Origin of the sequence: Streptomyces ochraceiscleroticus, assembly GCF_000720485.1 — a bacterium.
Lineage (GTDB): Bacteria > Actinomycetota > Actinomycetes > Streptomycetales > Streptomycetaceae > Streptomyces > Streptomyces ochraceiscleroticus.
Window position 1 is genome coordinate 174,041 of record NZ_JOAX01000026.1, and the last position, 15,682, is coordinate 189,722.

11 protein-coding genes are annotated in these 15,682 nt (G+C 73.6%); 3 read left to right on the plus strand and 8 right to left on the minus strand.

Annotated elements, in window-relative coordinates:
- Positions 1–53 precede the first annotated feature (53 nt).
- From smpB to ftsE, 4 genes are all read right to left on the minus strand, one after another.
- A complete protein-coding gene (smpB, locus tag IG84_RS0129100) occupies positions 54–569 on the minus strand; it encodes an SsrA-binding protein SmpB (RefSeq protein ID WP_031063362.1) in 516 nt (171 codons plus the stop codon).
- An 18-nt stretch (positions 570–587) separates the two neighbouring features.
- On the minus strand, positions 588–1,808 hold the full coding sequence (locus tag IG84_RS0129105; RefSeq protein ID WP_031063364.1) for a S41 family peptidase: 1,221 nt from the start codon (positions 1,806–1,808) through the stop codon (positions 588–590).
- A 67-nt stretch (positions 1,809–1,875) separates the two neighbouring features.
- On the minus strand, positions 1,876–2,787 hold the full coding sequence (gene ftsX / locus IG84_RS0129110) for a permease-like cell division protein FtsX (RefSeq protein WP_030250383.1): 912 nt from the start codon (positions 2,785–2,787) through the stop codon (positions 1,876–1,878).
- Between the two features lie 32 nt (positions 2,788–2,819).
- Positions 2,820–3,509 (minus strand): cell division ATP-binding protein FtsE, encoded by a 690-nt coding sequence (gene ftsE, locus IG84_RS0129115; RefSeq protein WP_030250386.1) that lies wholly within the window; start codon positions 3,507–3,509, stop codon positions 2,820–2,822.
- Positions 3,510–3,815: 306 nt separating this feature from the next.
- Between ftsE and IG84_RS0129120 the strand changes: the two genes are divergently transcribed.
- Positions 3,816–4,025 carry a hypothetical protein gene (locus IG84_RS0129120; RefSeq protein WP_031063366.1) on the plus strand — a complete coding sequence of 70 codons (210 nt, stop codon included), beginning with the start codon at positions 3,816–3,818 and terminating at the stop codon, positions 4,023–4,025.
- 139 nt (positions 4,026–4,164) lie between these two features.
- Here IG84_RS0129120 and IG84_RS0129125 read toward each other — a convergent pair whose 3' ends face one another.
- The 4 genes from IG84_RS0129125 to IG84_RS0129140 form a co-directional block, all read right to left on the minus strand.
- Positions 4,165–5,043 carry a hypothetical protein gene (locus IG84_RS0129125; protein WP_031063368.1) on the minus strand — a complete coding sequence of 293 codons (879 nt, stop codon included), beginning with the start codon at positions 5,041–5,043 and terminating at the stop codon, positions 4,165–4,167.
- A 309-nt stretch (positions 5,044–5,352) separates the two neighbouring features.
- Positions 5,353–6,465 (minus strand): peptide chain release factor 2, encoded by a 1,113-nt coding sequence (gene prfB, locus IG84_RS0129130; RefSeq protein WP_031063369.1) that lies wholly within the window; start codon positions 6,463–6,465, stop codon positions 5,353–5,355.
- Positions 6,466–6,624: 159 nt separating this feature from the next.
- Entirely contained in the window at positions 6,625–7,881 is a 1,257-nt protein-coding gene (locus tag IG84_RS0129135) for a serine/threonine-protein kinase (protein WP_031063372.1), read from the minus strand.
- Positions 7,882–8,138: 257 nt separating this feature from the next.
- A complete protein-coding gene (locus IG84_RS0129140) occupies positions 8,139–9,848 on the minus strand; it encodes a serine/threonine-protein kinase (protein WP_031063375.1) in 1,710 nt (569 codons plus the stop codon).
- Positions 9,849–10,387: 539 nt separating this feature from the next.
- Between IG84_RS0129140 and IG84_RS0129145 the strand changes: the two genes are divergently transcribed.
- Both IG84_RS0129145 and IG84_RS0129150 read left to right on the plus strand, forming a co-directional pair.
- Positions 10,388–14,143, plus strand: coding sequence for an FHA domain-containing protein (locus IG84_RS0129145; RefSeq protein WP_031063379.1), 3,756 nt, complete (start codon positions 10,388–10,390; stop codon positions 14,141–14,143).
- A gap of 194 nt (positions 14,144–14,337) precedes the next feature.
- The gene (locus tag IG84_RS0129150) at positions 14,338–15,678 is read left to right on the plus strand and encodes an ABC transporter substrate-binding protein (RefSeq protein WP_031063383.1); all 1,341 of its coding nucleotides are present in this window, start codon (positions 14,338–14,340) and stop codon (positions 15,676–15,678) included.
- Positions 15,679–15,682: the final 4 nt, after the last annotated feature.

Sequence of the window (15,682 nt, forward strand, 5' to 3'; positions counted from 1 at the left end):
TGGCACCGTGCCAGCATATTCCCAGGGGGCGTTCGCCGGGCCTTCCGCGCAGGTCAGGCCCGCTGCCGCCGGCGCACCGCCGAGATCGCGCGGTCCGCCTCGCGGCGGTCCTGCTGCTCACGCAGGGTCTGCCGCTTGTCGTACTCCTTCTTGCCCTTGGCCAGCGCGATCTCGACCTTCGCCCGGCCCTTCAGGAAGTAGAGCTGGAGCGGGACGATCGTGTGGCCCGTCTCCTGGGACTTCGACGCCAGCTTGTCGATCTCCTCGCGGTGCAGCAGCAGCTTCCGCTTGCGGCGTGCCGCGTGGTTCGTCCACGTGCCCTGCGCGTACTCGGGGATGTGCACGTTGTGCAGCCACGCCTCGCCGCCGTCGATCTGGACGAAGCCGTCCACCAGCGAAGACCGACCCTGCCGCAGCGACTTCACCTCCGTGCCCGAGAGCACGAGGCCGCACTCGTAGGTGTCGATGATGAGGTAGTCGTGCCGCGCCTTCTTGTTCTGCGCGATGAGCTTGCGCCCGGCCTCCGCGGCCTGTCGCTTCGCCTTCGTGTTCGCGTTCGCCTTAGCCATAGTGCGGCCATTTTCGCACTACGACCCGCCTCCGAGGCCACTCATTACTGTCCTGGCCCGGCTCTCCGCCCGGTCGTCGGCGGGGATGTCGGGGGTGATGCCGCGGCCGTCGACGCCGCGGCCGGACGGCGTGCGGTAGTGGCCGACGGTCAGCTCGGCGACCGAGCCGTCCGGGAGCTTGCTGGGCATCTGCACCGAGCCCTTGCCGAAGGTCGGCGAGCCGATCACCACCGCCCGGCCGCGGTCCTGCAGCGCCCCCGCCAGCAGCTCGCCCGCGCTCATCGTGCCGCCGTCGACCAGCACGACCACCGGCGACTTCGTGGCCCGGCCGCGGTCGGCGTAGAGCGCGCGCTGGCTGCCGCGCACGTCGTACGTGGCGACCAGGCCGCCGTCGAGGAACGCGGCGGCCGCGGTGACCGCCTCCCCGACCAGTCCGCCGGTGTTGCCGCGCAGGTCCAGCAGGACGCCGCCGGGCGGCGCCGAGCGGACCGCCTCGCGCACCTCCTCGCCGGTGCCCTTGGCGAACGCCTCGACCTTGATCCGGGTCATGCCTCCGGGCGCCGCGGGCCGCTCGACCGTGACGTTCGCCGTGCGCAGCCGGGCGCGGTGCAGCGTCGTGGACCAGTGCAGGTCCGCGCGCTGGAGTTTCAGTGCGACGGGCGTACCGGGGGCCGCGGCGGCCCGGGTGTGCGGCTCGGCACCGGCGTCGCCGCGCAGCCGGGCCACGACCTCGGTGACCGGGCGGTGCCGGGTGGGGTGGCCGTCGACGGCGAGCAGCGCGTCACCGGGTGCGATGCCGGCCCGCGCCGCGGGGCTGTCGGGGCGGACGCGAGAGACGCGGACGTGACCGCCCTCGGCCGGGCGCAGCCACAGGCCGACGCCGACGTACTCGCCGTCGAGCTGCTGTCTGAAGTCCTCGTACTCGCCCGCGGTGTAGACCGTCGACCAGCGGTCGCCGCTGCGGCTGACCACATCGGCGGCGGCCTGGGTACCGGACTTGCCGGCCTTGAGCGCTTCGCTGGCGGCCGCCTCGACGGCCTCGCGGTCCGCCGTGCCGTCCGCTGCTGAGCGGCCGTCAGCGACCGTACGTACCGGTATCCGGCGCTCCGCCCCTTCTCGGCCTTCGCCGCCCCAGGTACCGGCGGCCGCGCCCGTGCCGAGCACGCTCGCGAAGACCAACGTCAGGGCCGCCCCGCGGCGGATGCGGCGGGGCCGGACAAAGTGCAATCGGCCCGACATGCCGGTGAGTCTAGGCCAGAAAGAAGCGCCGTACGGGCAGTTGCCCGTACGGCGCTCTTGGCATAACTCACACCTTCAGATACTTGCGGAGCGCGAAAAACGCGGCGAGCGCCGGCATCAGAAGACCGATGAGCAGGACCAATGGAAGTACCGCCACCACGGAGTCCCAGCCGATGAAGTTGATCACCTGGATCTTCTCCGCCAGCCAGTTGTTCACGAGGATGAACTTGCCGCCGACGATCAGGACACACGCGAACGCGGCGCCGATCAGGCCCGCGATGGCGGCCTCCAGGATGAACGGCATCTGGATGTAGAAGCTGGAGGCGCCCACCAGCCGCATGATCCCGGTCTCCCGCCGCCTGCTGAACGCCGACACCCGTACGGTGTTGACGATCAGCAGCAGCGCAACGACCAGCATCAGCCCCATCACGCACAGCGCGGCGATGTTCATGCCGTTGAGGAGGTTGAACAGCGGTTCCACGGTGTCCCGTTGGTCCTGGACCTCCTGGACGCCGGGCCGCTCGCTGAAGGCCGATTTGATGACCGCGAACTTGGTCGGGTCCTTCAGCTTGACCCGGAAGGACTCGGGCAACTGGTCGGGGGTGACGAGGCCCGCGACGGGCGTGTCGCCGAACTGCTCCTTGTAGTGCTTGTACGCCTGGTCACTCGACTCGTACTGCACCTTTTCGACGATCGGCAGCCGGTCCAGCTCGGCGCGGATGTCGTTCTTCTGCTGCGTGGTGGCCGCGCCCTTGGCGCAGTTGGCGCCGGAGTCGGCGTCGTTCTTGTTGCAGAAGAAGATGGAGACGTTGACCTTGTCGTACCAGTAGCCCTTCATCGTGCTGACCTGGTCGCGCATCAGCAGCGAGGCGCCGAAGAGGCCGAGCGAGAGAGCCACGGAGACGATGACGGCGAAGGTCATCGTGAGGTTTCGGCGGAGACCGACGCCGATCTCCGACAGGACGAACTGGGCGCGCATGGCGTCCTTTCAGTACTGGGGGCCGTACACGCTTAGTGCTGGTAGCCGTACACGCCGCGCGACTGGTCGCGTACGAGCCGGCCCTTTTCTAGTTCCATGACCCGCTTGCGCATCTGGTCGACGATCTGCTGGTCGTGGGTCGCCATGACCACCGTCGTGCCGGTGCGGTTGATCCGGTCCAGCAGCTTCATGATGCCGACGGAGGTCTGCGGGTCGAGGTTGCCGGTCGGCTCGTCGGCGATCAGCAGCATCGGGCGGTTGACGAACGCCCGGGCGATCGCGACGCGCTGCTGCTCACCACCGGACAGCTCGCCCGGCATCCGGTCCTCCTTGCCGCCCAGGCCGACGAGGTCGAGCACCTCGGGGACGGTCTTGCGGATCTGGCCGCGCGGCTTGCCGATGACCTCCAGGGCGAACGCGACGTTCTGCCCGACGGTCTTGTTCGGGAGCAGCCGGAAGTCCTGGAAGACCGTGCCCACCTGGCGCCGCATCTGCGGGACCTTCCAGTTGGACAGCTTCCCGAGGTCCTTGCCCAGTACGTGCACCGCACCGTGGCTGGCCCGCTCCTCGCGCAGGAGCAGCCGCAGGAAGGTGGACTTGCCGGAGCCCGAGGAGCCCACCAGGAAGACGAACTCGCCTCGTTCGATCTCGAGCGAGACGTCCCTGAGCGCGGGGCGGTTCTGCTTCGGGTAGGTCTTGGAGACGTTGTCGAATCGGATCACTGATGCACCACGGTCGACCTGGGTAGGGGCACGGGTTGCCGAGTTGCGGCTCCCGTCGGTGAGCGTGACCATACGCGAAGCGCGAGCCGCGGCGCAGTCGGCGTCCGGTCTTGGTGCGTTTATTCACGGCACCTACGGGGACAAAACGAGCACATTCCGGCTCCGGCCGAGGGCCCGCGGGCGGCCTGAATACGCCGTGCGCTGCAAGGATTCCGGTACGCGCGCCGAGGGACCCGCGAGCTGGCACAGTAGAAGAGGGAACCAATGCGCCGGCCCGCGCGTTGGAGCCGGTGAGAAGGAGGTCGCATGACGTACGACCGACTGGTGTGCGCCAACTGCGCGGCCCCCGTGAGCGAGGGCCGCTGCCCGGTGTGCCGGGCCAGCAGGGAGCGGATGCAGCAGCAGAGCGGCCTGACCGGGCTCTTCGCGCAGGTCACCCCGGCGACCCTCGTGGTGCTGCTGGTGGCGCTGGTCGCGGTGGGCCTGCTGGCATCGGGTGGGCTGACCCCCGGCTGATCCTGCGGATCACCTACGGACCGGACACATACGCAAGCGGGACGCATACGCAAAGGGGCCCGGCGCGGGTTGCGCGCCGGGCCCTCTGCTGTACGTCATGCTGCTGCGGCACGTTCTACGGTGCCGCGCCGGGCCTGGATCAGGCCGCGGCGGCGCCGCCCTTGTTGATCAGGCGCGGCATCATGCGGAAGCCGATGCCACCGGCGATCATCGTCGCCGCACCGATCAGCAGGAAGGTCGTACCGGACGAACCGGTTTCGGCCAGCTCGCCGCCGGCCTGCTGCTGACCGCCCTTGGGCGTGTCCTGGGCCTGACCGGGCGTGTTGGCGATGTCTTCCTTGGAGTCGCCAGGCTGCTCGACCGGCTTGGTGCCCTCGTTGTCGGTACCGGTGCCCTCGTCGCCACCGCTGACGTCGCCGCCGGTGCTGCCGCCGGTGGCGCCGTTGTCGTCGCCGCCGTTGCCGCCACCGATGGTGTCGTCGCCACCGTTGCCGCCGTCGCCGCCACCGATGCCGTTGTCGCCACCGTTGCCGCCGTCGCCGCCACCGATGCCGTTGTCGCCGCCGTTCTGGCCGCCGTTGTCGTCACCGCCACCGATCGCGCCGCCGTCGTCGCCACCGATCGCGCCGCCGTCGTCGCCGCCGATCGCGCCGCCGTTGTCGTCGCCGCCGTCGCCGCCACCGATGCCGTTGTCGCCGCCGTTCTGGCCGCCGTTGTCGTCACCGCCGATCACGCCGCCGTCGTCCTCGCCGCCGTCGCCGCCGCCGCTGATGAGGCCACCGCCGGTCTCGTCACCGCCGGTGTCACCAGCGGTGTCGCCACCGCTGGCGCCGCCGTTGTCGTCACCGTCGCCGCCGCCGAAGAGGCCGCCGATGATGCCGACACCGTCGTCGCTCGCAGCGGTCGACTGGTCCGACTCGGTCGCCGAAGCGGCGCCCGTCACGGTCAGCGACGCGCCCAGCGCGATCACCGCGCCGGCTGCAACGCGCGCCACGCGCACCCGCGTCTTCTTGGTCATCTGGTTGCTACCCCCAGTAGCTCATGTGTCATTGGGGCATTTCTGTGCGGGGCGACGGCCGATGGGGGTATGCGACTCGCGGCCCGCTTCGCGGGCGGTTCGCTCGATTCCCCGTTCACACGCGCCCCAGACGTACGCATGCCGCGCACTACCCTTCCCAGATCCCAACGGACCGTCAAGGTCAAATAAAGAGCGGATGACCGTATTGCAATACTTTGCGGGGGTCGGCGGCGTACGACTGTAACCAAATCACCACATCAAAAAGCAACCGCCGCCCCGGAGGCGACGGTTGCTGCGGGAGTACCCGGCTTACTTCTCCTGCTCCTGCTGCTTGCGCCAGCGGATGCCGGCCTCCAGGAAGCCGTCGATGTCGCCGTCCAGCACCGCCTGCGGGTTGCCGACCTCGAACTCCGTCCGCAGGTCCTTGACCATCTGGTACGGGTGCAGGACGTACGACCGCATCTGGTTGCCCCAGGAGTTGCCGCCGTCGCCCTTGAGGGCGTCCATCTTGGCCTGCTCCTCCTGGCGGCGCCGATCCAGCAGCTTCGCCTGGAGGACGTTCATGGCGGTGGCCTTGTTCTGGATCTGCGAGCGCTCGTTCTGGCAGGAGACCACGATGCCGGTCGGGATGTGCGTCAGGCGGACCGCGGAGTCGGTCGTGTTCACGCCCTGGCCGCCGGGGCCCGAGGAGCGGTAGACGTCGATGCGGAGCTCGGACTCGTCGATCTCGATGTGGTCGGTCTGCTCGACGACGGGCAGCACCTCGACGCCGGCGAACGACGTCTGGCGGCGGCCCTGGTTGTCGAACGGGGAGATCCGGACCAGGCGGTGCGTGCCCTGCTCCACGGAGAGCGTGCCGTAGGCGTACGGCACGTTGACGGCGAAGGTGGTCGACTTGATGCCGGCCTCTTCGGCGTACGAGGTCTCGTACAGCTCCGTCTTGTAGCCGTGCCGCTCGGCCCAGCGCAGGTACATGCGCTGCAGCTTCTCGGCGAAGTCGGCGGCGTCGACGCCGCCCGCCTCGGCGCGGATGTTCACGACGGCCTCGCGGGAGTCGTACTCGCCGGAGAGGAGCGTGCGCACCTCCAGCTCGTCGACCGCCTTGCGGACCGAGGTCAGCTCGGCCTCCGCCTCGGCCTGGGTGTCCTCGTCGCCCTCGTCGGCGGCCAGCTCGAACAGCACCTCGAGGTCGTCGACGCGGCCTCGCAGCTCCTCGGCCTTGCGGAGCTGTCCCTGGAGATAGGACAGCCGGCTGGTGACCTTCTGGGCGTTCTCCACGTCGTCCCAGAGGTCGGGGGCCGCTGCCTGCTCCTCGAGCGCAGCGATATCGGCCCTCATCTTGTCGAGGTCCAGGACGGCCTCGATCGACCCCATGGTCGAGGAGAGGGACTTCAGCTCTTCGGATACATCGACGACTGCCACGCCTCCAGCCTAACGGCTGGGTGGGCCGACGTGAGCCGTGGCCGTCTCCGGGCGTTCCGGTGGGCCCCCGGCCGGTGGCCACCCGCGGCGCCGTTGGCGTTGCTCGCGCAGTTCCCCGCGCCCCTGACGGGGCGCTCCCTTACGCGGCGCTTCTTTGAGCTACGGCACGTCCGGAGCTGTCTGCTCCGTGCCGGGACGGGCGTCGTCCGGGGTGTCGTCGCCGGAGACCAGCCAGGTCGTCAGGCCCGCGACGGCCACCAGGCCGGCCGCCGCGACACCCAGCCGCACCCGGCGCTTGCGTACCCGGTGGCGGGCCGAGCCCGCCCGGCGTTCGCCCGCGGCGCGGGGCGTGCGGGCCGTGCCGTGCGCCCCGCCGGCCAGCTCGTCCGGGCCCGGTACGCGCATGCTCGTGTGCGTCTCCCGGTTCGAGTCCGGGGCCGCGCCGTGGACCAGCGGCACCGCGCCGCGGACCCGGCCGCCGTCCTCAGGCGCCGCCGGGTGGTACGGGCCGTCCTCCCGGACCGCGTCCTGGCCCGCCGCCTCGTCCGCCTCCTCCTCGCTCTCCGGCTCGTCGATGTCCAGCGGCGGGATGCCCGCCAGCGAGGGCTGGATCTCGCGCAGCCGGGCCGCCAGCTCGGGGGCGCGGAGCCGGGAGGCGGGGGCCTTGGCCAGGCACTGGACGAGGAGCTGCCACAGCTCGTCCGGGATGCCGGGGAGCGGCGCGACCCGCTCGGTGACGTGCCGGCGCAGCACCGCGCCGGGGTGCCCGCCGCCGAAGGGGGTGAAGCCGGCGAGCAGCTCGTACAGGACCGTGGCCAGCGCGTACACGTCCACGGACGCGCGGGGCGGGAGGCCCTCGATGATCTCGGGGGCGAGGTAGTCGGGGGTGCCGATGACCCGGGTGGAGCGGGTGCGGCGCGGCGAGTCGACCAGCCGGGCGATGCCGAAGTCGGTGAGGAGGGCGGGGTGGGCGCCGCCCGGGCCGAGCGGGCCCTCCATGTCCAGCAGGACGTTCTCGGGCTTCACGTCGCGGTGCACGATGCGCGCGGCGTGCGCGGCGGCCAGGCCCTCGGCGACGTCGGCCACGATGGCGACCGCGGCCTCCGGGGCCAGCCGGCGCTGGGCGTCCAGCCGGGTGCGCAGGTCGGTACCGCGCACGAGGTCCATCACCAGGGCGAGGTCGTTGCCGTCCACGACCAGGTCGCGGACGCCGACCACGCGCGGGTGGTCCAGGCTGAGCAGGGCGGCGCGCTCCTGTACGAAGCGGCCGACCAGCTCCTGGTCGGAGGCGAGGTCCTCGCGCAGCAGCTTGATCGCCACGGCCCCTTCGGGACCCTCGCCCAGCCACACCGTGCCGGCGCTGCCGCGACCGAGGATCTGGTGGGCGGTGTACCGGCTGCCGATCTTCCGTGCCAAGACTGCTCCGACGGGTCTTGTCCGACAGGTGACGGCCCGCGGCGCGGATGCGCGGGGGCCGCGGCCCGGGGCGCGGGGCACCCGGGCCGATGCTGGCGACAAAACTACGCGGACGGCGGCGCTTTCGGCGCCCCGGACGCCGTCAACCGCCACTTCTCCGCCGGAAAAACCGCGGAAATATCGACAAACCGATAATTCTGCGGCGTCGCCACCCCGGAGGCGGGTGGCGGGTCCCCGGGTCCGTGCGGGGGCGGCCCCTACGGGCCTCCCACCGACTTCGAGGCGTCGCCGATCGTGGACACCCAGTCCGACACGGTCGAGTACCACTGGCTGATCTGCTCCCAGTAGCCGCGCCCCGTGGCGAACAGGTCCTTGAGCCCGAGCTCCCAGGCCAGCCAGGAGCCGACCACCAGCAGCACGATCATGATCAGACAGCCCTTGAGGCAGCCGAGACCCGGGATGCGCACCGGGTTGGCGCTGCGCCGGCGCGGCTCGCGCTCGCGGCGGCGCGGCTCCGGGGCCGGCGGCCGCTGCGGTTCGTACCGCTGCGGCGGGGGCTGTCGACGCTGCGGCTGCTGCTGGTACGGCGGCGGCTGCTGGCGGCCGTACTGCTGCTGCGGGGGCTGCTGCGGCTGCTGCTGGTAGGGCGGGGGCTGCGCGGGCCGGCGCTGGGGGCGGTGGCGCAGCGGGTCGTCCTCCGGGCTGAGGTACTGCTGGACCTGGGTCTGCTCGTTCCGGTCCCGGGCGGCGCGGAGCTGGTTCTCCCAGGGGTGCGGCCCCTCGGGCTGCTGCGGGTCACCGCCGGGCGGCCCCGGCGGTACGGGCGGCATGGCGCGCGTCGGGTCGCCGCTGCCCGGGGGCTGCCCGGAGTCGGCTCCGAAGCCGGCGGCCGCGGCACCCGCGGCGGCACCGGCCGCGCCCGCGGCGCCCGCTCCCGTGGTCGGCATGACGTTCGTCGCGGCCGAGGGGTCGTACTGGCCGCCGCCGGCCCCGGTGGAGGGCAGTACCTGCGTGGGGTCGGCGGCGCCGGTGTCGGGGACCGGCGCGGGCGCCGGGTCGGGCGCGAGCAGCCCGGCGACGCCGAGGGCTGCCTCCGCCTCCGCGGGCGAGGCGTGCACGCCGATGCCGGCCGCGACCACGCGCAGGGCCCGGGCGAGGTTCTCGGCGCTGGGCCGCTCCTCGGGACGCTTGCGCAGACAGCGCTCTATGACGGTCCACAGCGGCTCGGGGACGCTGCCGGGGCGCTGCGGGTCCTCGCTGAGGTGGCGGTGCAGCACTTCGAGGGCGGTCGCGCCGGCGAACGGCGGACGGCCCGTGACCAGCTCGTACAGCAGGATGCCCGCGCCGTAGATGTCCACGGCGGAGGTCTGCGGGCGGCCCTCGGCGGACTCCGGCGCGACGTACGCGGGCGTACCGACGAACTCCTGCGTGCGGGTCAGGCCCGGGGAGTCCGCGAGGCGGGCGATGCCGAAGTCGGTCAGCATCGGGTGCATCTCGGCGGCGCCCTCGGCCCCGGCGAGCAGCACGTTCGCGGGCTTGAGGTCGCGGTGCACGACGCCGTCGGCGTGGCTGGCGGCCAGCGCGTCGGCGATCTGCGCGGTCAGCAGCGCGGCCGCGACCGGGCTGAACGGACCGTTCTGGCGCAGGTATTTGTGCAGGTCGGGGCCGTCGACCAGGTCCATGACCAGGGCGAGCAGATCGCCCTCGACGACCAGGTCGCGGGTGCGGACGATGTTCGGGTGGGTGAGCCGCAGCAGGACGGAGCGCTCACGCAGGAAGCGCATCACCACGTCCGGGTCGTGCGCCAGCTCCTCCTTGAGGACCTTGATCGCGACCGTCTCGCCGGGCTGTCCGGCCACCGCTGCCTCGGCGCCTGCCGCCTCCCGCTGGCTGGCCCGCCAGACGGTGCCCGTGGCGCCGCGTCCGAGCGGCTCCTCGAGCAGGTACTTGCTGCCTACCGGCCGCACGTCATGCGCTCCCTGGTCGTCACTGAGCAGCTGCCTGATCTGCGCTGTCTGTCGGGCTGTGGGGGATGTGGGACCACTCCGGTGTGCGGGCGGTCCCTTCCGCCCCACCATAGTGCCGTGTTTCGCGGCGGCGGCCGGGCGGATCCCGTGGTCCGGGGGGCGCTGCCGGCCGGCCGGTCCGGTCGGGACCCGGCGGGGCTCCCCGGGAAGACGCCGCTCACGTACGGATGGTTGCCCTCCCGGCCGATCGCTGACCGGTCACGGAGCGATCTTTGGCCGATCATGGTTCACAAGCAGCCACTTTTGCATACATCGGTGACCGAACAAGATCACTGAACGACAGTCGCCACGCGTCTTGTCGGTGGCAGGTGCGAGGATGCTCTCCAGCACGGCAGCGGTGGGGACGGGGGCGCTGCGCCGCGGCGTGCGGCGTGCGCATGCACGCGGACTTGGACTTGTACGTGCCGACGTGTCCGGGCGTGGTGGGGGGAGGTACTGGGCCCCGCCGCATTGCCGGGCGGAAGGGACCGTTGACGGCGATGCAGATCCGGCTGACCGTCCTCGGGCCGCGCAGCGGCCACCCCACTCGGGCCTGCGACGTGCTCGTGACGGCCCCTGCCGGGACGGCGCTCGCGGCGGTGGCCAGCGGCCTCGCGGCGGCCGTCGCGGGCGCCGGCGCGGACGTCGGCGGGGCCGGCGCAGGCAGCGGTCCCGTCGTGCTCTACGCGGGGCAGGAGCGGCTCGACGTCCAGCGTGCCGCGCTCGGCGAGCCGCCCCTCATAGACGGTGCGGTCCTCTCCCTCCAGGGCCCCGGTCCGGCCCCGGCGCACGGCCTGCCGGCCGGTCCCGCCCGGCTGCGGGTCGTCTCGGGCCCGGACGCCGGCGGTGTCCATCTGCTGCACGGCGGCCAGATCCGCATCGGCCGCTCCACGGACGCGGACGTGCCGCTGGACGACCCCGACGTTTCCCGGATGCACTGCGCGGTCACGGTGGCGGCGGACGGCGCGGTGACCGTGGCCGACCTCCGCTCGACGAACGGCACGGCCGTCGACGGCGCCGACCTCGACGACCGCCCGGTGCCGCTGCCGCCGGGCGCGCTGCTCCGGATCGGCGAGTCGGCGCTCCGCCTGCAGCCCTCCCCCGGCGCCCCCGACCCCGTGCTCGCCGCCACCCCGGACGGCGAGGGCCGGCTGCGCGTGCACCCGGCGGGCGGCGGTACCGAGGGGCAGCGCCCGCCGCACGGCACCGGCTCCTCCCCTGCGCACGGCAGCGAGCGGCACGACCACGAGACGGCCCCCGGGCAGGACCGCGCGGGTTCGGCCGGCGGGAGCCCGGCCGCGGGTGCCTGGAGAGCGGAGGCCGCCCGGCCGGCCGGGCACGGGGCCGAGCCCCCGGCCGCGGCGGGTCCGTATGCCGCGGGGACGCCGGGTGCGGAGGCGTACGCCGCGGGCGCGCGGTCGGCCGAGGTCCACTCCCCCGACGCCCGCGCCACGGGACGGCCCGCGCCGGACCCGTACGCGCCGGATCGGTACGGGACGGACCAGTACACGCCGGCGCAGTACGCGGCGGACCAGTACGCGGCGGACCAATACGGGGGGGACCAGTACGGGACAGGACGCCAGGACCAGTACCGCGACCGGCAGTACGGCCAGCGACACGATCAGCAGCACGACCAGCCGTACGGCGCCGGAGCGGGTGGTGCGCACGGCCACCCCGCCGACGGCGCCGACGCCGCGCCCGGCCCGGGTTCCGGCCGCCGGGGCACCCCCGTCCGGGGCACCCCCGCGCCCGATCCCCGTTCCGCCGCGACCCACGGCGGCGGGCAGCCGCTGGCGGCCCCGTCCGCACCGCCCGGCGCGCAGCCCATCGGCAGTGCCGAGCCGTCCCCCGGCGCCGGGCAGCCCGCCGGGCCCGAGGCGTCCCGCAAGCCCACCCGCCGCGGCGGCGGCTGGAGTGCGTGGGCGCGGCGGCTGGCCGGCGGGCGCGGCGCCACCGAGGACGCGGCGGACGCGGAGGCCGCGCGGCAGGCGGCCGGGTACGGCCCCGGTCCGCAGCCCCAGGCCGGCGCGGCCCCCGGCGCCCTGCCGGGCGACGCCCGTATCCCGGCCGCGTACGGCCGCTGGCCGGACGCCGCCACGATCCTGCTGACCGCGCTCGGCCCCGGCCCCCGGCTGTGGGAGCGGGAGGCCGGGCATCCGGACGCGCTGGCCGTCCGGCTCGGCACCGCCGACCGCGACGGCAGCCGCAGCGCCGTGCCGGTGACCGTCGCGCTGCGCTCGGCCGGGTCGCTGGGCCTGGCGGGGCCGCGCCCCCGGCTCGCCGGGCTGGCCCGGGCCGCGGTCGCCCAGCTCGCGGCGCTGCATGCGCCGGGCACGCTGGAGATCGTCCTGCTCGCCGCCGACCGCGCGCGCGGCACGGCGGAGCGCCTGGAGGAGTGGTCCTGGCTCGGTTGGCTGCCGCATGTGCGCCCGGCGCACGGTCAGGACTGCCGGCTGCTGCTGGCGTACGACAAGGAGCAGGCGGCGGCGCGCACGGCCGAGCTGGTCCGCCGGCTGGACGACGGGCCGCTCGGCCCCGGCTGGGCGAGCGCCGACCGGTCGGCGGTGGCCGCCGCCGCGGCCCGGCACCAGGGCCCGTACACCCTCGTGATCGCCGACGGCGATCCCGGCACGGCCGGGCTGCGGGAGACCGTGGCCCGGCTGGCGGCGGGCGGCCCGTCGGCCGGCATCCATGTGCTCGCGCTGGCCGAGACCCCGGCCGCCTCGCCCCTGTATCCGCTCACGGCGACGTACGAAGCGGCGCGTGCCGCGTCCCCGGCCTTCGGGGAGTGCGGCGCGCTCGCGGTGCTCAGCGGTGACGTGGCCACGGCGCTGCGCGTCGTCCAGCCCGCCGCGCCGCTGGCCCCGGGCAGCAGCATCGCCGTGAACGGCGTCCCGCAGAACGGCTCCGGGGCGTATGCCTCGGGGGCGAACGGCACGGTCGCGACGGTGGACGCGGTCTCCGCGCCGTGGGCCGAGCGGTTCGCGCGCGCCCTGGCGCCGCTGCGCGAGGCCGATACCGTGCGGGCGGGCCGCAGCACGCGCAGCGCCGCCGTGCCGCTGCCCGACAGCGCCCGGCTGCTGGACGAGCTGGGGCTGGCCCGTGCCACGCCCGCTTCCCTGATGGCCCGCTGGGCGGCCGCGGCGGACAGCGAGGAGCCCGCGGCCGCCGCGGTCCTGGGCGCGGGCCCGCACGGCCCGGTGTACGCCGACCCGGCCGTCGACGGCTGCCACTTCCTGCTGGAGGGCGGCCCGGGCACGGGCAAGACCGAGCTGCTGCGCTCGATCGCCGCCTCGCTGGCCGCCGCCGACCGTCCGGACCTGCTCTCGCTGGTCCTGGTCGACGGCGCGGGCACGGAGCGCGGCGAGGGCCTGCGGCTGTGCACGGACCTGCCGCACGTCACCGCGCATCTGGCCGCCTCCGACCCAGTACGGATGCGGGAGTTCGCGCAGGCGCTGGTCTCGGAGCTGAAGCGGCGCGCCGAGATACTGGGCGGCACGGGCTTCGCCGAGTGGCGCGCCAAGCACGTCGCGGCGCCCCGAGTGGTCGCCCCGCGCCGGTCCGCCGAGGGCCGTACGGCAGCGGCTGCGGGCGCCGCCGCAGAGATCCCCGGCTCCGCGGCGCCCGGCGTGCAGGACTCCGGCCTGCTGGACGCGCCGGCGACGAACACGCTGCGGCTGCGCCCCCGTACGCAGGGCGCGCCCGGTGCCGAGGAGGCCGAGCGCCCGGCAGCGGCGGGCGAGGGGCTCGCGGCCGTGTCGCCGATGACCCGGCTGTTCGTGATCGTCGACGACTTCGACGCGCTGGTCGCACCGGCGCTGGGCAGTACGGGGCGGCCCGCCGCCGGGTCGGTCGTGCGGGCGCTGGAGGCGGTCGCCCGGGAGGGCGCCGCGCTCGGCGTGCATCTGATCGCCGCGACCGGCCATCCGGACCGCACGGCGGCCACCGCCACGGCTGAGCGGGCCGGGCTGCGCGCGCGGCTGGGCGCGGAGGGCGACCCGGCCGAGGAGCCGCTGCCCATCGGGCGCGGACGGCTGTACCGAGCGGCCGACGGCTCCGCCACGCCCTTCCAGGCCGGCCGGGTGACGGGCCGGATACCCCGGACGTCGACCCTGCGGCCGACGGTCGTGCCCCTGGAGTGGCACCGCATGGGCGATCCGCCGGCCCGCCGCCCGCTGCGCGAGCTGGGGAACGGCCCGACCGACCTGGCCCTGCTGGCCAGTGCGCTGCAGAAGGCCGCCCGGTCCCTGCCGTGACACCGGCTCTGCCCCGCGTACAACGCGGTGACATACAACGCCGTGACATACAACGAATCGGTCGCCGTACGGACAAGGAGAGTCACCCACTGCGATAACGGCCCGGTCACGACGGGGAGTTGCGGTCGGACGCGGTATTGCTCGGACCCCCTGGCGCGGGTAGGACTGTCGCACGGCCAACGGGAGGGCGACGGATGCGTCACGCAACGCTTCGTACGGCAACGGCACTTGTCGCGGTGGGTGCGCTGGCACTGACCGGCTGCGGCGGCGACAGCGGCAAGAAGAGCGAGGGCAAGGGCGGCGGCGAGAGCGCGCCCACCGTCCGGCTGCCGAAGCTGAACGGACAGACGCTCCAGGTGACGGCGGTGTGGACCGGTCCTGAGCGGGAGAACTTCACCAAGGTCCTGGACGAGTTCGAGAAGCGCACGGGCGCCGAGGTGGAATTCGTGCCCAGCGGCGACGACATGGCCGGCTTCATCGGCTCCAAGGTCGCCGGCGGCGGCGCGCCGGACGTCGCGATGCTCCAGCAGGTCGGCGTGCTCCAGGAGTTCGCGAAGAAGGGCTGGGTCAAGCCGCTCGGCCCGGACGCGAAGAAGGAGCTGTCGGAGAACTTCTCCAAGGGCTGGCAGGACCTGGGGAGTTACGGCGGCAAGAGCTACGGCGTGTACTTCAAGGCCAGCAACAAGTCGCTGGTCTGGTACAACACCCAGGCGTTCGAGGACGCGGGGGTGTCCGAGCCCAAGGACTGGAAGGGCTTCCTGAAGACCGCCAGGACGCTCGCGGACTCCGGCGTCGAGCCGGTCTCGGTCGGCGGCGCGGACGGCTGGACGCTCACCGACTGGTTCGAGAACGTCTACCTCTCGCAGGCCGGCCCCGAGAAGTACGACCAGCTCGCCAAGCACGAGATCAAGTGGACCGATCCGTCGGTGAAGCAGGCGCTCACCACGCTCGGCTCGCTCTTCGGTGCCAAGGGGCTGCTCGCGGGCGGCAACGGGGGCGCGCTGCAGACGGCGTTCCCGCAGTCGGTGACGCAGACGTTCAAGGACGACCCGAAGGCCGCGATGGTCTCCTCGGCCGACTTCGCCGCTGCCAACATCGGCCAGACCAAGGCGAAGGTCGGTACGGACGCCAAGGTCTTCCCGTTCCCGGCGGTCGGCAAGGAGTCGCCGGTGGTGACCGGTGGCGACGTGGCGGTGGCGCTGAAGGACAACAAGGCGTCGCAGGCGCTGCTGACCTTCCTGGCGTCCCCGGACGCCGCCCGGATCTGGGCGGGTCAGGGCGGCTTCGTCTCCGCCAACAAGAAGCTGGACCCGGCCGTCTACCCGAACACCGTGTTCCGGGAGATCGGCAAGGCGCTGGTCGCGGCCGGTGACGACTTCCGCTTCGACATGTCCGACCAGGCCCCGGCGTCCTTCGGCGGCAAGCCGGGACAGGGCGAGTGGAAGGCGCTGCAGGACTTCCTGAAGAACCCGAAGGACGTCGCGGGGACCCAGGCGCAGCTCGAGAAGGACGCCGCGAAGTCGTTCGGGAACTGATGCC